The organism is Moraxella nasovis, from assembly GCF_022701215.1.
In the GTDB taxonomy this organism is placed as follows: Bacteria; Pseudomonadota; Gammaproteobacteria; order Pseudomonadales; family Moraxellaceae; genus Moraxella; species Moraxella nasovis.
In genome coordinates this window covers 1,497,062-1,513,807 of record NZ_CP089976.1, presented here as the reverse complement: position 1 = coordinate 1,513,807, position 16,746 = coordinate 1,497,062, and the positions used below count along the sequence as shown (strand labels likewise).

The window sequence follows — 16,746 nt, the reverse complement described above, 5'->3', positions numbered from 1 at the left end:
ATGTATTGACATAGCACAAAACATTAAAATAATTCAATCAATAATAAAACTTGATGAATAAAATTTAATTTACCCCTTATTTTTTTTTATTTTTTACCCTAAAAACCGTCCAAATTATCCAAATTATGGAAAAATACCCCTGTAAGCCTTGCTACATAAGGGCTTATAATTTGGATTTAAAATCCAAATGAAACCCAAATTATAAATATTTAATCCAAATATTAACCCTTATTCATCATGAAAGCCTTTAATATCAAGGGTTTCATCATTTGGATAATGGTTTTATAATTTGGACGGTGGGAATTGGTAAAGGGTTGGCATTTAGTATCATCATTTGATACTATAAAATGATACTATCAAGGCAAGCCCAAACACCGACAAAGGGGCGGTAATGAGCGTTACAAAATGGCTTGATAGCATGGGAATAAGCCCATAAAGCCCATAAAGACAAATAACCACGCACCACCAACACCATAACAAGGGGCAAAATACCCCTTGTTTTTTTTTATTGCCCATTATTAGCATGGTTGGCTTGCCATAGCTCCACCGCCTCCATGATAATGATGTTTTTAGTTTTGCCTGTTTGCTTGGCAAGTTCATCAAGACGGTTTGCAAACTCAATAGGCACTTTAAAACCTATGGACTTAATACCCCGCTTGGTATCGCTGTCTTTTTGGATTTGTAGGCGTGTTTTTGGTGTATTGATAATTTTTGGCATGATTTAACCTTGTTCAAATATTCCACTTAGTAGCGAACCGCCCCGATACCACTAGGGCGGTCGTTGTGCTATGGCTTGACTTAACTGCTAGATTTTAGTAAGATACATAACACAAGGATAATTGCGATTTTTAATAAAGTCTTCATCGCTTTTACTCCTTCTACTGGTGGGTTTAATAGATTGCATGAACAATCTACCGCCTACAAGGCAAGAGCTGCAACTCTTGCCTTGTTGTTTATATTATATTCTAAACTACCTTATAAGTCAATCAATTTATACATTTTGCATAAAAATTATATTAAAAATTTGGCTTTTTTATTATCCGAAAATTATTCAAAATCCAACCCTTGCACTTCATAAAATTATAAAACGCAATCAAAACGCACCAAAACGCCCAAAATGGCACGTTTAACCCCCATCAAGGGGGGTAACACCACCTAAACCCCAAACCACGCTAAAAACCCCCAAAATGGGGCAAATACGGCGACAAATACGCCCACTATCCACCATATCAAAAAAACACCGCCAAAAGTGCAGGCGTGAACGATAAAACACACCGCCCACGCCTGCCATTTCGCCCTTTTTGCATTAACCGCCTTTTGTAGGTATTGTTGTGATAACAATAGCTTATTTCCCCACACCATATTAACCGCCTATGGCTTGGCATGGATTGGTTTTTATTGTCATTGGATTATTAGTTTGCTACAATTTCAAGCAATCCAAACAAATACGAGCGTAATTTTAACAGGATAACAAAACACCATGAGTAAACCCACCAACACCAAGCCAGTTATTATGCACTTAACAGGTGAAGCAGGAAAACGAGTAATTTTAAACTCTGCCAAACGTGTTATGAATACCCATAAAAAAGAAATTAAGGCATTGGCGGATAAATGATTGATATACATTTTGTGATAGCCATTCATGACGAGATTTTGGCAAATGAAAAAGGCTTAAAGGGCATTGCAAGCATGGCAAGCCTTGAAAGTTGCTTATCACGCATTGACAATCAAATGAGTTATGAGCCATTGGATAATGTATATTTGATAGGGGCATTTTATGCCGTAGCATTAGCCAAAGCACACGCCTTTAATGATGGCAATAAAAGAACCGCCCTTGTGGTTATGTTAACTTATTTGGATATGCAAGGTATTAACATTGCCCCCAATAGCGGATTAGATGATTTGATGGTAAAAGTGGCAAGCAGTGAAATGAATTATACCCACCTTGCAGATATTTTAAAAGATTTAACAGTTTAAACCCTTTTAGCAGGCTAGGAGTAATTAACCGAAAGGCGGTTATTTTTCATACCTTAGACCGCCACGCCTGCTATCTTTTTTAAGGTATGGTAAGGTATGAGATGAACAACAAAACATTTCAAGCACTAGCCAAAGAATTTAACTCCCTTAAACTTGGTGATTTTTTTGATATTGGTATGGGCGTGAGTAAACAAGATTTTGCAGAAATTGCCTTTTCATTTTTTGGCAATTTTAGTCATTTCGATGAATTTTGGCAAAATTGCCACGCTTGTATTACAGACATTCACGCCATTTGTCAAAAACTACAACAAGAAACCAAAGGCTATCAATTCCCCCGCCTATTTAACCACATACGCACCAATACACCACCTAGCACCGCCATAGACCACCTTTTTTATTGCCTTGCCAAGGCTAACCCAAATATAGAGCTACCACCGCCAGCGGTCAGACAAAGAGCGGTTGAGATGGTAACATTGCATTTGGTATTTAAGCAATTTGCACAGATTTACCACGACCGCAAAAAGCCCTTTTACGCCCATTTACTCAAAAATCACGCCTTGAAAGTGCTAGGCGGTGTGCAGTATCTACATGGCTTGCCACAAGATAGAATTTTAACGCTAGGTATGATTGACGATAAAACCAAAGAAGACATACACCGCCAAGTACAAAGCGAACAAGGACGACAAAACGCCCTAAAAGCAACAGAACCACACCGCCAAGAAAGAAAGCAATTAGGACAAAGATACCTAAAAATCATGCAGGATAAGGGCTTTAACTTCACACAAACCGCCGAATATGTTTTTATACATGACAACCTAGAAAACAAGAAATATGAATGGATATATGGCACATTAAGGGAAGCCCATAAAGCCCATAAAGCCCATAAAGCCCAAAAAGACAAATAACCACGCACCACCAACACCAACACCAAAACAAGGGGCAAAATTCCCCTTGTTTTTTATTGCCCATTATTCACGCCCTAAAACACCCCAAATAACCCTTTTGGCATTTGGCAAGGGGTAACACCACCCACCACCCAAACCACGCTAAAAACCCCCAAAAGGGGGCAAATATGGCAACAAATCCGCCCCACTATCCACCATATCACAACAACACCGCCAAAAGTGCAGGCGTGAACGATAAAAACACACCGCCCACGCCTGCTGTTTCGCCCTTTTTGCATTAACCGCCTAAAACTCCGTTTTTATAGATACCCCCCCTAAGTGTACAGATAGCAGGGTATTGCGTTGTTGTTATTTTCGTACACGCCTATAATTTTCGCACGCAACTTATTTACAGTGCGACAAAGCCCAAATGAACACATACGGAGTAAACCAATGACCAAAACCACCCAAACCCAAAACGATACTTTCCACCCCAAAGGCATTAGCCGTATTGATAAGGTCTGCAAGATGGTGGGGCTGTCCAAATCCACGATTTACGGCTGGATAAAACAAGGCAAATTCCCAAAACCCATCAAGCTATCTACTAGCATGAGTGCATGGCGTAATAGCGATGTTTTGGCGTGGTTAGATAACCTTGAAAGTGCAGACGACTTGGCACAATACCAACCCAAAGCCAAACAATAAGCCCAAACAGACCATAAGGAGTTAAACCATGATACCCATTACCCACGCCCACAAAAACCGCCAAAAATGGCAAGTACTACAAGCCATGCTAGACGGCGACGGTGTACACGTCCTATATGCCGTAAACGTGCTAAACGTGGTCAGCCTATCAAGCCGTATTGCAGAGCTTAAAAAGCTAGGTTTTATCATTGATTGGCAATGGCACGAAACCGAAAATTCACGCTTTAAACGCTACTTCATCAAAGACAAAGTAAAAGCTATGGCACTTCGTGAAGAGATTTTAAATAAACCCAAAACCAAAACCACCAAAAAAGGTAAGTAACATGACCCCAAAAATGCAAAAAGCACGTCAAGAAATGCACGAAATCACACCCTACACCAAAGCAGGTAAACGCCTAAGCGAAAATGCTTTTTGGAATAGGCTAGTAAAACTAAACGAAAAAGCGGGCTATGGTTATATGAATATGCTTATATGGGGTACAGATACCATGCAAAAATGGGGCTATTGGACTGGTAAAAAATAAGCACCAATAGACTTTAAGAACCCAAACCCATTTTAACCAAGCCAAAACCAAAGGAAACCACCATGGAACAAAACACCAGCACCCAACGCACCGCCAAAATTTGCGATGAGAATTTAAGCGATGTTATCAAGACTTTGGCAAGATTTGATAAAAAACTATCCAAACACGAAAAACGCATTAAAAAAATGCGTCATATTTGCCAAGGCATGATGAGCGACATTCACGCCATCAAGCACGAAATTTTACAAGAGCTTGCAGACGAAAGCGATAGCATACAATAACCGCCACACCTACCATACAAAAACCGCCTTATCCATGACAGATAAAGCGGTTTAGGTAAGATAACAAGATGGATAGATTATAGCATGAATTTAATTCACATTAAACGTATTTTTGATGAAATTTTATCACTTGATAAAATTCAAGCAGTATTGCAGAATATCGCCCGCAGCGTCGAAAACTGCTTTACAACCGCCAACCAAGGGCGAAATACTTGGATTTTTTATGCCTATCAGAATTTAACCGCTTTTTTGTCGGTTGCCTTTCTTATGGGTTGGAAGGTGTGGAAATACCCAATACCACACGCCGTTGTTGTAGCGGTTTTCGAACTTCCAGCCCACCCTATTTTTGGGGTGTTTTCCAAAACTTCGAAAGGTAACTACAACATGAACCAATCTATTTTATCCCATTCCCTAACCGTCTTAACAGACGAATACCACCGCTATAATGAGCTACACGCCCAAGAACCCTTTAACGGCTATTGTGAGCGTGCCAATGCCATTTATAACGCCATACACGCCCTAAAATCGCTTGATAACGCCCCTTGTGCTACCTATGCACCACCTAAGCCTAAAAGTGCCTTAAAACGCATTTTAAACGCAATTAAAGGGGGTGCAAAATGAGCCTTAATAACCATAGCAATGTTTTATTTGACATAGAAGACGCAAAAAACGCCCTAGATGACGCATTAGCGGGGGTTTATTTTCTGTATCATGGCATGGATACGGGTACAGAGCTAGACCGCACTAAAGCCATGATAATGCTGATATGGCAAGCAGTAGAGACCGCCCAAACAGAACTTAACCAAGCCTTAGAGCGATTAACCGCCGACACGCCAGCCGTCAATAATACCACCAAAGGGGGTGTAAAATGATTGAAGTTATCTACTATTCAATAAGCTGTAACAATCCACGGATTTACAAAGAGTTCGCCAACAAAGAAAGTGCCTTGGTATTTCTTGAACAAGTCAAGCTAGATTATCCCAACGCCGACATTACAGGCTATAAGCATACAAGATTTATCAATAATGGCAACGATGGCAATAAACCGCCTTTCCAGCCGTGCAATCATGTAAGTTTTAAAGACATTGCCCCATTTATCCCAAATGGCGTGATGTTCGGTACTGGTAAGCCTAAGCATTTTGTTATGGCTTGTCATTATTTTGATGATGAGACCCAAGCCCAGCATTATGCTAATAGCTTACCGACCGCACAAGCATTCATTAAGACCGTGAGCATATCAGACGGCTAAACCAATCATCAAGCACAACAAGGGGGTAACGTGAGCCATTCATTCTTTAAAAGACCATCATTTTTTAATCAAGGCTTGTTTGGTTCACAAAAGCCCACCACCGACAGGGCGACAAATGGGGCAAATAGTGCAGGCGTGGACAACTGTTCAAATAACAACACTCACGCCAGCACGACCGCCAAAACCGCCCAAAATGGCACGTTTAACCCCCATCAAGGGGGTAACACCACCCACGCCCAAAACCACGCTAAAAACCCCCAAAATGGGGCAAATATGGCGACAAATCCGCCTTATCATTTGCCCTATAGCAATGCAAGCCAAAACCGCCCACAAAAACGCATGAACACGGACAATAAACCCGACCCAGTGAGCTTTTACGCACGTTATGGCATTGCCCTAAAAGGCAATCAAACTAACGTAAAATGCGTATTTCATGGCGACAAAACACCAAGCCTAAGTATTAACCGCCAAACAGGGGCGTTTTTTTGTTTTGGGTGTGGGGCGAGTGGTGGCGATGTGCTTGATTTTTACCAGCGTTATCATAATTGCGACTTTTTGACCGCTTGCCGTGATTTGAATTTAGATATTTAAGATAAGATAACAGGAAAACAAGACAAATGAACACGCAAAACCGCCTTAGTGTGAAAGATTTACTAAGTTTTGAGTTTATCCAAGCCCTTTTTAATCATTTAATGGCAAGTGATAGACAGTTTAAGGGGCTAAATTTTAACCTAAAAGCCCACTTTAGGGGCGTTCACGCCTACACCGACAAAGACGGTCATTTACTGTATTTTAAGCCTAGATTTGCCAAAGATGGCAATAAATGGATTAAGCCCATGTATCACGATAACAGCGGTTTTCATGTGGGCGAACCAAAAGCACGCTTTATAGACGGTAAAAAGCCTTTGTATAATTTGCCCCTACTGGATAAAAACACCATGCCAAAACCTGCTAAGGTGTATTTTGTGGAAGGCGAAAAATGTGCAGACGCATTAACTAACTTTGGCATAACCGCCACCACAAGCGGAGCAAGTACGAGCCTAAAAACCACCGATTTAACGCCCCTTATGGGCTGTCATGTGGTGTTATGGCGTGATTATGACGATGTGGGCGACAAATGGCAAACAGAGCTATCACAACGCCTACACGAGATGGGTGTAAGCGTGGACGTGATAGACGTGGATACATTAGCCAAAGAGTATCACGCCAGCACCAGCCAAATCATGCCAAAGGGTTTTGATGTATTTGATTATATAGAGATTTTAAGACAACAAGGCAACGATGACCGCCATATCATTGATAAAATCCTTGGCTTGCCACGCTTGGACGCACAAGCCTATCACGCCAAAAGTGCAGGCGTGAATAATAACGATGATTTAACCAGCATTCACGCCAGCACGACCGCCAAAAGCACCACCACAAGCACAGGCGACAACGCCAAAGACAGCGAAAAATGGGGCGAGCTTATCCCATTTGATGAAGTAAAAAACGTAGAAACGCCTTTCCCACTTGACGCATTCCCAAAAGACCTAGCCCATGTAATAGAACGCACCGCCTATTATGGGCAAGTGCCGTTATCTATGGCGAGTTTTGGGGTGCTAGGTGCAATCAGTCATATTGGACAAGGGTTCATAGACGCACCCTACCTAAGCCAAGGCTACAACCCATCAAGCCTATATCTTATGGTACAGGGCGAAAGTGGGAGCGGTAAAACCCAAACCATCAAAATTACCCACAAAGCCATTAACGACCATGAAAAACAAAGCTATCAAGACTTTATGGAAAATAAAATAAGCTATGAAAATGAAATGGCGGGCAAAACCAAAAAAGAGATGACCGCCTTTAAAAACCAAAACCACCTACCCAAAGACCCTAGGGCAATGTTTGGGAGCGGTTCAATTCAAAAAATCATGCAAGGCTTTACCGATGGCAATTATTTAAACGCCAGCTACACCATAGACGAAGGGGCAAATTTACTTGAAGGGGCAAGTTTAAAATCAGAAACGGCAGGGGCTTCTATTGGTGCGTTATGCGACATATACAGCCACGGCAAAGCTGAACGTATCACGATAAGCAATGGCAACGCACAAGCCGCCTATGACGTGCGTTTGACGTTATTTTTATCCGCCCAAGAAGTCGCCTTAAAACCAGCCCTAAATGACATTAAATTAAACAATCAAGGCTTATTACCACGTTGTTTATTTGCCTTTCCACCTGATAACAGGGGTATAAGACAGCTGATAAAAGACAGCCCAGAGCATGACCCCACATTACAAACCTATTGGAAAAAATGCCATAACTTTTTATCATTGCCAGAGCTAGGGGCAAAACGTAAAAAAATGGCATGGCAAGCCCCCGCCTTGGCTATCGCTGAAAAGTTTTGGCAAGCGGTAGAAGTTAGCCAAACCAAAGGCGGCATCAATGAACACTACAAGGCTTACGCTTCACGCATGGTAGAGAATGCCACACGCATTGCCACCTTGTTTGCTTGGTTTAAGGGTAGTCGTGCGATTGATGAAGCGGATATATTAGGGGCGATTAAAATCGTTGAATATTCCATGGCGGAGCGTCGCAGATATAGCGAGATAGTAACCGACATTACAGACGCAGAGCGATTATTACAATGGCTTATCAAGAACGCCTATAAGCCAAGCAATCACGGTGTAGGTAGGTTTTTTTATTCAAGCCTACAACAAGCACTACCCAAAGATTTGCGAGCCGTGCAGGTGCTAGATAACGCCTTAGAAACACTTAGCGACGGTAATTATGTTTGCCTTGTCGATATGCCAAGTTATAGACGCACCAAACGAGTGATAGAACTTAACCCCATATTATTAACCGCTTAACTCCCAACTATATCGAGCACACCATAACAAGGGGCAAAATACCCCTTGTTTTTTTATTGCCCATTATTCACGCCCTAAAACACCCCAAATAGCCCTTTTAGCATTTGGCAAGGGGATAACACCACCTAAACCCCAAACCACGCTAAAAACCCCCAAAATGGGGCAAATATGGCAACAAATCCGCCCTACTATCCACCATATCAAAAAAAAACACCGCCAAAAGTGCAGGCGTGAACCACCGCCCACGCCTGCCCATCATTAAATCTTTGGCACAGCTGACACACTACCCAAACAATCCAACCAATCCAAATTATAAAATCATTATCCAAATTATGAACCCCTTGATATTAAAGGCTTGCACGATGATAAGGGCTTAATATTTGGCTTAGATATTTATAATTTGGTTTTCATTTGGATTTTAAATCCAAATTATAAGCCCTTATGTAGTAAGGCTTACAGGGGTATTTTTTCATAATTTGGATAATTTGGACGGTTTTTAGGGTAAAAAAATAAAAAAAACAAAGGGTAAATTAAATTTTATTCATCAAGTTTTATTATTAATTGAATTATTTTAATGTTGTAGCAGTGTTGTAATACGGTGCATTGATGGCGTGATGATAGAAAAGTACGCAATACCTAGATTTAAGGCGACACGATGGGGCTTTTATCATTAGAATGCCACCACCCGCCCCATATCAAGCCCATTTACCAATTAACAGGCAATCCATAAGCACCGCCCACCATCAAGCCCAATCCCACCACAAAAAACACGCCCACCGTTCGGGGGGTGTGCGATAAATTACAAAGCCCGTCCAGTGGACACCGCCCCTTTTCCCACGCATAAAAAAAATTTTTTGTTTGGGAATTTTCTCCGAAAATATCCATTGAAACAAAGTTACATAAAATTACACAAATAGGCGAAAATCTGACACCCATAACCGCTTTTTATTGGCTGCTGTCAATCGTTAGGAAGTGGGCTAAAAATGGTTAAAATTTAATCAAAAATGGGGGTTGCTTTGTAAAATTACGGTATATTTTACGGTATAATTAAAAATTTAAAATAAAATATTAAATAAATACAATAACTTACAATAAATGTGTGAAGTTCATTACACCCCATATTCTACTCTAAGGTTGTCCGACATTGTCCGACAACCTTTTTGTTTTATGGGGTTTTGGCGGTTTTGTTGTCTGTATGCATCCATGATGATGGATTGCAATCCATGAATTTTGTTGGTATTGTAGTTCATTTATTATAGTGCCAACAAATGCACGCCCAAAACTTATCATTCATGGCTTTAACCGATACCGCTATTAAAAAACTAAAACCCTCCGACAAATAACCCCGCACACGCCCAGACAAATACAGCGACATGAACGACTTGCAATTATGGGTAAGATATACAGGCGTTCAATCATGAGTAGTTGCTTATCGCTATCTTAGTAAACAACAAAATACCAACCTTGGACAATATCCATTTATCAGCCTAGCAGACGCACGGAAGCGAAACCGCCAAAATGGCAAGGCGTGAGTCGATAGGACACCCACGCCCTTGCCTGTTATGTTACCACTTTTGGTATAACTGTCTTTTATGGGCGTCTTTATCATAAAGACACCTTATTTCCCACGCCATTAAACCGCCGATGGCTTGGCATAGATTGGTTTTATTGTCATTAGGTTATTAGTTTACTACAATTTAAGGCGGTAAGAACGCATTTAACAGGATCACAAGATGATTTTAGATTCGCCACCGCAAATCGCCCAAATTTTCGCCCATATCGCCCACCACCAAAGCGTGAGCGTGGAGCAGTTTGTGCTAAATAGTGCTTATGAAAAAGCCCTACAATTTACCTATACACCAAATGATGAGACGCGCCAAGCGATAGACGAATTAACAAGCGGCAAAGGCGTAAAATTTGATACATTGGACGAGCTAATGGCGGATTTAGCTTAACAATCAAGGAAAAACACCATGAGCAAACCCACCAACACCAAACCAGTTATTATGCACCTAACAGGCGAAGCAGGAAAACGAGTAATTTTAAATTCCGCCAAACGTGTTATGAGTACCCACAAAAAAAAGATTAAAGCATTAACAGATAAATGATTGATATAGATTTGTGATAGCCATTCATGACAAGATTTTGGCAAGGGCGACAACACACCCCAAACACCACCAAAGCCTGATAATAAGACAAACTTTCATCTTTATTAAAGATAAAAAATTAAGGACAAAAAATTCGTTTTAACTACATCTTACCTATAATCAGCTTGACATATTGAGAAAAATGACGCAAGATTTAAGACCAATCTAGCACGTCGTTTATTTTTATTTCACCACACAAATCCTAAATTTTAGTAAAATTTTATGACAAAATTTGCTATACTATCACAAATCTACTGTCCATTATGCCAACAAGGGCAATTACATGACCACATCAGACAACCCCCTACAAAATGACACGCTGACCATAGGTTCTCGCACTTTTTCATCTCGCCTATTGGTTGGTACAGGCAAATATCAAAATCTTTCCCAAACAGGCGAAGCCATCAAAGCAAGTGGCAGTCAAATTGTTACTGTCGCCATTCGCCGTACCAATATCGGTCAACATCAAGGCGAGCCTAACTTATTAGATGTCATCTCGCCCAAGCAGTACACCATTTTGCCTAATACCGCTGGGTGTTTTGATGCCGATAGTGCCATACGCACCTGTCAGCTGGCACGAGAATTATTAGATGGGCATAATTTGGTAAAGCTTGAAGTTTTGGGCGATGAAAAAACACTCTACCCCAACGTGAGCGAAACCTTGATTGCTGCTCGTGTGCTGATTGACGATGGCTTTGATGTGATGGTCTATACCTCAGATGACCCCATCATCGCCAAAGAGCTAGAAGACATGGGCTGTGTGGCAGTCATGCCCCTAGGCAGTCTCATTGGTTCAGGATTGGGTTTATTAAATCGCCACACATTAAGCTTAATCATTGAGAATGCCAACGTACCCATCTTGGTAGATGCAGGTGTCGGCACAGCGTCTGACGCTACCATCGCCATGGAGTTAGGCTGTGATGGCGTACTGATGAACTCCGCCATCGCCCATGCCCAAAACCCTGTCTTGATGGCACACGCCATGAAAAACGCCATTCATGCAGGTCGTCAAGCATTCTTGGCAGGGCGAATGCCAACACGCAAAATGGCAGTGGCAAGCTCACCGCAAACTGGCTACTTTTTTCAGTAATACGGTTGTATAAATCATATATTCATCTTCCCATCTCATTGGCGATATTAAGGAAATTTTGTGCGTGTTTTAAATGTCATTGATGCTCTTTTTTTATTGCTTGAAAGTCGTAAACAGCCTATGCACGTGGCAGGGCTTTGCATTTTTGAATTACCAGCTAATGCAGGTGATGATTTTATAAGCACTCTCATTGACCATATCCGATCAAGCAACGGCCAGCCAAAATTTCCATTCAACCAAGTTCTTAGCCACTTAGCCTTTTGGAAAACAGATGATCAATTTGATATAGATCATCACTTTTATCATGTCGCCCTGCCTAAGCCAAGTGGCGAAATTGAACTGATGAACTACATCTCATCTGAACATGAACGCAAGCTAGATAAGTCAAAGCCCCTGTGGGAAATGCATTTCATTGAAGGTCTTGCACCTTTAGCAGAAGGACTACCTGCTAGATTTGGCATTTATATCAAAATTCATCACGCTTTAGCAGATGGTATTGCCGCCATGCGACTACTCACCATGTCGCTGTCTAATTCGCCAACGCAGGTGTCGGATACACCATTTTGGTGTCTATCCACTCGCTACCGCAACCAAATTGATGCCATCTTACCTATCCATAAGCCAGCTTTACAGATTGTCAAAGAGCAATTTGGCACAATTGTCCCTGTATGTAGACAGCTTATAGAAGACACCAAAAACCGCAAAAACCCCTACTTTATCAGCACCTTTGATGCACCAAAATCCATGCTTAATCAACGCATTGACGGCTCTCGCAAGTTGTTTGTTCGCTCTTTTGCAAAAGATGGTATCGTCAAAATCGCCAAAGCCTGCGATGTGACAACCAATGATATTATATTAGCAATCTGTTCGGGTGCATTAAGACGGTATTTATTATCCCAAAACGCCTTACCCAAAAAGCCACTCATCGCCTTTGTACCGATAAGCTTGCGTGCTGACGATAGTGCTGTTGGCAATCAAATCTCTTTTTTATTAGCCAACCTTGGCACGCACAAATCAAACCCAAAAGACAGACTCCAAATCATCAAAGACAGCATTGGCTTGGGTAAAGCACGTTTTTCACGCATGAGTCAAGCCCAAACCATCAACTATAGTGCGGTGGCATACGGCTGGGCAGGAATTAACTTAGCCACAGGGCTTTTCCCTAGAAAACAGGCATTCAACCTAATCATCTCAAACGTCCCAGGACCTAAAGAAACGCTATATCTAAACGGGGCTAAGCTAACAGAAGCCTACCCTACCTCTGTGTTATTTGATGGGCAAGCACTAAACATTACGTTTACAAACTTCCAAGATAGGATTGATTTTGGCATTACAGCTTGTCATTCTGTCTTGCCAAATATTGATGGTCTGTTAGACTTTATTGAAACAGAGATACAAGAACTCACCTCTTTGGTTCACAATGCCTATTTAAGTCAAACCATGAGTAGATCAGACCATAATCAGGTCAACTAATGTATCATTTGACCATCACAACTTAGGCAACTTTTAATTTAGGCAACTTTTGATAAAGACAGACGATGGGCTTTGGCAAGCTTTTCTAGTACTTTAGCGATCATCTCGCTTGTGATTGGTTTTTCTTGTCCTTGGGATAATATATTCATCTCAAAGTGTGTTTTCTTCGTCATGGCAATCTCCTTAAATGGGCTTGGTGGGGTTCGCTTATCGCTTACCTAACTTGTAGTCAAGTTTAACCAAGTTAACAATCGTTCACAAGAAATTTTTGGGATTTTTCCCAATAAAGTGTAAACAGATGTTTCTTATTTGATGTTTTAAGGAGAAAACACACCAAACCATCTTTAGCGTTTATGATGCAAAATACAGCTAAATAATAAGCACACCAACAAACTTCATCACTTTATCATGACGATTGACAAATAAGCCATCGCATAAAAAAACCGCTCACATAGGAGCGGATTTTTATGTATTATCAATCAAATATAGCCAGCGGTTTAACCTAAGGCGTTTTCCCATGTCGGTATCACAAGCTGCATAAGCGGCTTTAATAGCTTGACATTACAAGCAAACACAGAACCTGTCGCCATCGCATTTGGTGCACCACGATGATCGACAACCACACCACGAGCTTCAGTTACAATAAGCTCGCCTGCCGCCACATCCCACGGCTTAAGCGACATCTCAAAATAACCATCTAAGCGACCTGCTGCCACATGGCACAAATCTAACGCTGCACTACCCAAGCGACGTACTTGACCGCCCTGCTCACAAACCGCCTGAAGGCTTGCAAAATGCTGACGAGCAAAGCTTGTATGCACACCATTTACCATTTTTTCGTATGGATGCCCTGTGGTGAATAGACCGCCATTAATGGTTGTGCGATCTGACACCGTAATGCGACGCTGGTTTAGTGTCGCACCACGTCCACGACTGGCACAAAATATCTCATCACGCACAGGATCGTAGATGACACCATGCTCGGTTACGCCGTTTTTTTGGGCGGCAATAGACACACAAAAATGCGGCAACCCATGCACAAAATTCTTAGTGCCATCAAGCGGATCAATCACCCAGCACCATTCTGCATCATAACCCTTACCCTCTTGCAGACCGAATTCTTCGCCAAGATAAGAATGATTTGGGTAGCTTTCTTTTAATAAAGAAATAGCCAGCTCTTCAGCATAACGATCGACTTTAGTAACAAGACCATCTAACCCCTTTGATTCTACCGCCAGATCAATGCGATGACGGTTCTCGTGAGCTCTTAGGATTTCGTGCCCGACTTTACGAGCCACTTGTGATGCGATTACTACCATAGGTTCCATAGTTCACCTTCATTTGGTTGGGTTAAGTTAAAGTTAAATAGTTTAAATAGTATAACTGCCCGCATAAGACAGTTGTCATGTATTCAAAATAAGCTACTGGCTGGTAAAACTAGACAGATGCTGATAAATACCGTCTTCGTCCAGCTTACAAGCCGACAGCTGTTCTGCGTGGCTTGCATGTGCAATAAATTCATCATGAATACCGATATTCTTAATGCACACGCTCGCCCGTCTTTGTAATAAATATTCATTAACCGCTGAGCCTGCTCCCCCTGCGATCTGATGCTCTTCTACGGTAGCTATATGCGTGACACCATCAGCAAGCAGTCGATCTAGCATATAACTATCTAAGGGCTTAACCCACCGCATATCAATCACACATAAGCCAAGCTGTGATGATTGTAATTGTTTGGCGGCGGCAAGTGCATCATGCAGACGGGTGCCAAACACAAGCACAGCAAGCTTTTTGGAGGCTAGTTGCCATGTGTCAGTCTGCCATATCAGCTTTGATACACCTATCTTAAATAACTCATCAGTGTGCTGATGAATCTGCCTGCCGATGCCTGCACCACGTGGATATCTTACAGCAGCAGCACCTTGGTGAGCATAGCAAGCAGACAGTAAATGATAACATTCATGCTCATCAGATGGAGCAGCAATAATCATGTTCGGCACACATCGCATGAATGCAAGGTCAAATACACCAGCATGCGTCGCCCCATCTTCACCCACAAGCCCCGCTCGATCAATGGCAAAGGTTACATCAAGCGACTGTAACGCCACATCGTGAATCAGCTGATCATAGCCACGCTGTAAAAATGTAGAGTAAATCGCCACTACAGGCTTAATTTTATGATTGGTTGCCATACCAGCTGCAAGCGTTACAGCGTGCTGTTCAGCAATCGCCACATCAAAAAACCGCTTAGGGAATACTTTGGCAAAATTCACCATACCAGACCCTTCTGCCATCGCAGGTGTGATTGCAACCAATTTCTCATCAGCTTTAGCGGTATCTATCAGCCACTCACCAAACACATCAGAATATTTTTTGGCAGGTTTTTGGACACTAGGCGTAGGCGTGGATTTCGGCAATTTGCCAATGGCGTGATAGCCAATAGGGTCAGCTTCAGCAGGTAAAAACCCCTTGCCCTTAATGGTATGTACATGAATCAGCACCGCACCTGACAAGCTTTGAGCTCGCTCAAACACTTGCATAAGCTTTGGCAAATCATGTCCATCAAACGGACCAAGGTATGTAAAGCCAATCGCACGAAATAAGTTATCTGCACATAGCCTATCAGCGATTTTCTCGGCGATTTTATCAGGTAGCGGCGTGGCAGGTGTATTTTTACCCAAAATACCGCCAATGGCATCAGATAATCGTTCGCTAATTTTACTAGGCAATTTACCAGAAATATCGCCAAAAGCGTCATTTGCCATGTGTAGATAATGGCGAACTCGGCGATCGTCTGTGCTGATTTGACGTTTTGCCATGATGATATTGCCATTTTTGTCAATATCTACTGCAAGTCCACGTTGCCAAAGCTTGGCAAGATGCCTAGAAAATCCACCAATCGCCTGAGAGATTGACATATCATTATCGTTTAGGACGACAGTAAGGTCAGCATTTTGCTGCACAGCGTCATTCATCGCCTCAAACGCCATACCGCCAGTCATAGCTCCATCGCCAATCACAGCAACCACTCGGCGACTCTCACCCGCCAAGCGAGCCGCCAAACTCATACCAAGTGCAGCTGAGATAGATGTAGAAGAATGCCCCACGCCAAAAGCATCATAAATACTCTCATGACGCTCAGGAAATGCTGTTAAGCCAAGCTTAGATCTGATACTGGTTAGAGCATCTTTGCGACCTGTTAGCACCTTGTGAGCATAGGCTTGATGTCCCACATCCCACACCAGCTGATCATATGGCGTATTTAAAACAGTATGTAAGGCGATGGTCAACTCAACCACGCCTAAATTTGCCCCAAAATGCCCGCCACTTACACCTGTAGAATACAATAAAAACGCTCGAAGCTCATCAGCTAGCACACACAGCTCATCCACTGATAATGATTTTAAATCAGCAGGAGAATCCACTTTATCCAAAATCGGCGTAAGCGGACGTGTGGTTATCATCTGCTTAAACACTTTTGATGTATAGGATTTTATGGGTGTATTGGAAGCTGGCATACGGGCTAATTTTTCCAAAAAAAAATAAAATAACAGCCAATAAAAAAAA

The 16,746-nt window shown here is 41.9% G+C and carries 24 protein-coding genes; 16 read left to right on the top strand and 8 right to left on the bottom strand.

The genetic code is table 11. The annotated features are described in order from the left end of the window. Window positions 1-505: 505 nt before the first annotated feature. Window positions 506-718, bottom strand: a complete 213-nt coding sequence (locus tag LU293_RS07390; protein WP_242746920.1) for a YlcI/YnfO family protein — start codon at window positions 716-718, stop codon at window positions 506-508. A gap of 437 nt (window positions 719-1,155) precedes the next feature. Next, on the bottom strand, window positions 1,156-1,362 hold the full coding sequence (locus LU293_RS07385) for a hypothetical protein (RefSeq protein WP_242746918.1): 207 nt from the start codon (window positions 1,360-1,362) through the stop codon (window positions 1,156-1,158). Between the two features lie 118 nt (window positions 1,363-1,480). Between LU293_RS07385 and LU293_RS09855 the strand changes: the two genes are divergently transcribed. The 12 genes from LU293_RS09855 (at window position 1,481) to LU293_RS07330 (ending at window position 8,466) form a co-directional block, all read left to right on the top strand. Further along, on the top strand, window positions 1,481-1,615 hold the full coding sequence (locus LU293_RS09855) for a hypothetical protein (protein ID WP_256462106.1): 135 nt from the start codon (window positions 1,481-1,483) through the stop codon (window positions 1,613-1,615). Then, the gene (locus tag LU293_RS07380; RefSeq protein ID WP_242746915.1) at window positions 1,612-1,977 is read left to right on the top strand and encodes a type II toxin-antitoxin system death-on-curing family toxin; all 366 of its coding nucleotides are present in this window, start codon (window positions 1,612-1,614) and stop codon (window positions 1,975-1,977) included. Before LU293_RS09855 ends, LU293_RS07380 begins: the two co-directional genes overlap by 4 nt. Window positions 1,978-2,078: 101 nt before the next feature. Next, on the top strand, window positions 2,079-2,882 hold the full coding sequence (locus LU293_RS07375) for a hypothetical protein (protein ID WP_242746912.1): 804 nt from the start codon (window positions 2,079-2,081) through the stop codon (window positions 2,880-2,882). Window positions 2,883-3,314: 432 nt separating this feature from the next. Continuing rightward, on the top strand, window positions 3,315-3,566 hold the full coding sequence (locus LU293_RS07370) for a helix-turn-helix transcriptional regulator (protein ID WP_242746910.1): 252 nt from the start codon (window positions 3,315-3,317) through the stop codon (window positions 3,564-3,566). A gap of 28 nt (window positions 3,567-3,594) precedes the next feature. Further along, entirely contained in the window at window positions 3,595-3,888 is a 294-nt protein-coding gene (locus tag LU293_RS07365; RefSeq protein ID WP_242746908.1) for a helix-turn-helix domain-containing protein, read from the top strand. A gap of 1 nt (window position 3,889) precedes the next feature. Continuing rightward, a complete protein-coding gene (locus tag LU293_RS07360; RefSeq protein WP_242746904.1) occupies window positions 3,890-4,090 on the top strand; it encodes a hypothetical protein in 201 nt (66 codons plus the stop codon). A gap of 62 nt (window positions 4,091-4,152) precedes the next feature. Then, window positions 4,153-4,371, top strand: a complete 219-nt coding sequence (locus LU293_RS07355; protein ID WP_242746901.1) for a hypothetical protein — start codon at window positions 4,153-4,155, stop codon at window positions 4,369-4,371. A gap of 84 nt (window positions 4,372-4,455) precedes the next feature. Beyond that, the gene (locus LU293_RS07350) at window positions 4,456-4,992 is read left to right on the top strand and encodes a hypothetical protein (RefSeq protein ID WP_242746897.1); all 537 of its coding nucleotides are present in this window, start codon (window positions 4,456-4,458) and stop codon (window positions 4,990-4,992) included. Further along, window positions 4,989-5,243 (top strand): hypothetical protein, encoded by a 255-nt coding sequence (locus tag LU293_RS07345; protein WP_242746894.1) that lies wholly within the window; start codon window positions 4,989-4,991, stop codon window positions 5,241-5,243. The genes LU293_RS07350 and LU293_RS07345 overlap by 4 nt, the downstream gene beginning before the upstream one ends. Further along, window positions 5,240-5,620 (top strand): hypothetical protein, encoded by a 381-nt coding sequence (locus LU293_RS07340; RefSeq protein ID WP_242746891.1) that lies wholly within the window; start codon window positions 5,240-5,242, stop codon window positions 5,618-5,620. The genes LU293_RS07345 and LU293_RS07340 overlap by 4 nt, the downstream gene beginning before the upstream one ends. Before the next feature lie 30 nt (window positions 5,621-5,650). Beyond that, window positions 5,651-6,211 (top strand): CHC2 zinc finger domain-containing protein, encoded by a 561-nt coding sequence (locus LU293_RS07335; protein ID WP_242746886.1) that lies wholly within the window; start codon window positions 5,651-5,653, stop codon window positions 6,209-6,211. Window positions 6,212-6,237: 26 nt separating this feature from the next. Further along, window positions 6,238-8,466, top strand: coding sequence for a DUF3987 domain-containing protein (locus tag LU293_RS07330; RefSeq protein WP_242746883.1), 2,229 nt, complete (start codon window positions 6,238-6,240; stop codon window positions 8,464-8,466). A gap of 705 nt (window positions 8,467-9,171) precedes the next feature. On the opposite strand, the gene LU293_RS07325 is transcribed toward LU293_RS07330, so the two are convergent. The 3 genes from LU293_RS07325 to LU293_RS07315 all read right to left on the bottom strand — a co-directional run bounded on the left by LU293_RS07325 (window position 9,172) and on the right by LU293_RS07315 (window position 10,075). Next, entirely contained in the window at window positions 9,172-9,351 is a 180-nt protein-coding gene (locus LU293_RS07325) for a hypothetical protein (protein ID WP_242746881.1), read from the bottom strand. 224 nt (window positions 9,352-9,575) lie between these two features. Continuing rightward, complete coding sequence (locus tag LU293_RS07320; RefSeq protein WP_242746879.1) at window positions 9,576-9,716, bottom strand: hypothetical protein; 141 nt, start codon at window positions 9,714-9,716, stop codon at window positions 9,576-9,578. 185 nt (window positions 9,717-9,901) lie between these two features. Beyond that, a complete protein-coding gene (locus LU293_RS07315) occupies window positions 9,902-10,075 on the bottom strand; it encodes a hypothetical protein (RefSeq protein WP_242746877.1) in 174 nt (57 codons plus the stop codon). 124 nt (window positions 10,076-10,199) lie between these two features. Between LU293_RS07315 and LU293_RS07310 the strand changes: the two genes are divergently transcribed. The 4 genes from LU293_RS07310 to LU293_RS07300 all read left to right on the top strand — a co-directional run bounded on the left by LU293_RS07310 (window position 10,200) and on the right by LU293_RS07300 (window position 13,176). Continuing rightward, complete coding sequence (locus LU293_RS07310; protein WP_242746876.1) at window positions 10,200-10,421, top strand: hypothetical protein; 222 nt, start codon at window positions 10,200-10,202, stop codon at window positions 10,419-10,421. Window positions 10,422-10,439: 18 nt separating this feature from the next. Beyond that, window positions 10,440-10,574, top strand: a complete 135-nt coding sequence (locus LU293_RS09850) for a hypothetical protein (RefSeq protein WP_256462105.1) — start codon at window positions 10,440-10,442, stop codon at window positions 10,572-10,574. Window positions 10,575-10,896: 322 nt separating this feature from the next. Further along, window positions 10,897-11,703 (top strand): thiazole synthase, encoded by an 807-nt coding sequence (locus LU293_RS07305; protein WP_242746874.1) that lies wholly within the window; start codon window positions 10,897-10,899, stop codon window positions 11,701-11,703. Between the two features lie 60 nt (window positions 11,704-11,763). Further along, window positions 11,764-13,176, top strand: coding sequence for a WS/DGAT/MGAT family O-acyltransferase (locus LU293_RS07300; protein ID WP_242746872.1), 1,413 nt, complete (start codon window positions 11,764-11,766; stop codon window positions 13,174-13,176). Window positions 13,177-13,214: 38 nt separating this feature from the next. Here the strand turns inward: LU293_RS07300 and LU293_RS09845 are convergent, their stop codons facing one another. The 3 genes from LU293_RS09845 to LU293_RS07290 form a co-directional block, all read right to left on the bottom strand. Next, a complete protein-coding gene (locus tag LU293_RS09845) occupies window positions 13,215-13,349 on the bottom strand; it encodes a hypothetical protein (RefSeq protein ID WP_256462104.1) in 135 nt (44 codons plus the stop codon). A 324-nt stretch (window positions 13,350-13,673) separates the two neighbouring features. Beyond that, window positions 13,674-14,504, bottom strand: a complete 831-nt coding sequence (locus LU293_RS07295) for an inositol monophosphatase family protein (protein WP_242746870.1) — start codon at window positions 14,502-14,504, stop codon at window positions 13,674-13,676. A gap of 93 nt (window positions 14,505-14,597) precedes the next feature. Beyond that, window positions 14,598-16,697, bottom strand: a complete 2,100-nt coding sequence (locus tag LU293_RS07290) for a 1-deoxy-D-xylulose-5-phosphate synthase (RefSeq protein ID WP_242746868.1) — start codon at window positions 16,695-16,697, stop codon at window positions 14,598-14,600. Between the last annotated feature and the right edge of the window lie 49 nt (window positions 16,698-16,746).

Bases quoted from the DNA above. Each gene is read 5' to 3' on its own strand.
- LU293_RS07390 (WP_242746920.1), bottom strand. From the start codon at position 718: ATGCCAAAAATTATCAATACACCAAAAACACGCCTACAAATCCAAAAA.
- LU293_RS07385 (WP_242746918.1), bottom strand. From the start codon at position 1,362: ATGGTGTGGGGAAATAAGCTATTGTTATCACAACAATACCTACAAAAG.
- LU293_RS09855 (WP_256462106.1), top strand. From the start codon at position 1,481: ATGAGTAAACCCACCAACACCAAGCCAGTTATTATGCACTTAACAGGT.
- LU293_RS07380 (WP_242746915.1), top strand. From the start codon at position 1,612: ATGATTGATATACATTTTGTGATAGCCATTCATGACGAGATTTTGGCA.
- LU293_RS07375 (WP_242746912.1), top strand. From the start codon at position 2,079: ATGAACAACAAAACATTTCAAGCACTAGCCAAAGAATTTAACTCCCTT.
- LU293_RS07370 (WP_242746910.1), top strand. From the start codon at position 3,315: ATGACCAAAACCACCCAAACCCAAAACGATACTTTCCACCCCAAAGGC.
- LU293_RS07365 (WP_242746908.1), top strand. From the start codon at position 3,595: ATGATACCCATTACCCACGCCCACAAAAACCGCCAAAAATGGCAAGTA.
- LU293_RS07360 (WP_242746904.1), top strand. From the start codon at position 3,890: ATGACCCCAAAAATGCAAAAAGCACGTCAAGAAATGCACGAAATCACA.
- LU293_RS07355 (WP_242746901.1), top strand. From the start codon at position 4,153: ATGGAACAAAACACCAGCACCCAACGCACCGCCAAAATTTGCGATGAG.
- LU293_RS07350 (WP_242746897.1), top strand. From the start codon at position 4,456: ATGAATTTAATTCACATTAAACGTATTTTTGATGAAATTTTATCACTT.
- LU293_RS07345 (WP_242746894.1), top strand. From the start codon at position 4,989: ATGAGCCTTAATAACCATAGCAATGTTTTATTTGACATAGAAGACGCA.
- LU293_RS07340 (WP_242746891.1), top strand. From the start codon at position 5,240: ATGATTGAAGTTATCTACTATTCAATAAGCTGTAACAATCCACGGATT.
- LU293_RS07330 (WP_242746883.1), top strand. From the start codon at position 6,238: ATGAACACGCAAAACCGCCTTAGTGTGAAAGATTTACTAAGTTTTGAG.
- LU293_RS07325 (WP_242746881.1), bottom strand. From the start codon at position 9,351: ATGGATATTTTCGGAGAAAATTCCCAAACAAAAAATTTTTTTTATGCG.
- LU293_RS07320 (WP_242746879.1), bottom strand. From the start codon at position 9,716: ATGAACTACAATACCAACAAAATTCATGGATTGCAATCCATCATCATG.
- LU293_RS07315 (WP_242746877.1), bottom strand. From the start codon at position 10,075: ATGATAAAGACGCCCATAAAAGACAGTTATACCAAAAGTGGTAACATA.
- LU293_RS07310 (WP_242746876.1), top strand. From the start codon at position 10,200: ATGATTTTAGATTCGCCACCGCAAATCGCCCAAATTTTCGCCCATATC.
- LU293_RS09850 (WP_256462105.1), top strand. From the start codon at position 10,440: ATGAGCAAACCCACCAACACCAAACCAGTTATTATGCACCTAACAGGC.
- LU293_RS07305 (WP_242746874.1), top strand. From the start codon at position 10,897: ATGACCACATCAGACAACCCCCTACAAAATGACACGCTGACCATAGGT.
- LU293_RS09845 (WP_256462104.1), bottom strand. From the start codon at position 13,349: ATGACGAAGAAAACACACTTTGAGATGAATATATTATCCCAAGGACAA.
- LU293_RS07295 (WP_242746870.1), bottom strand. From the start codon at position 14,504: ATGGAACCTATGGTAGTAATCGCATCACAAGTGGCTCGTAAAGTCGGG.
- LU293_RS07290 (WP_242746868.1), bottom strand. From the start codon at position 16,697: ATGCCAGCTTCCAATACACCCATAAAATCCTATACATCAAAAGTGTTT.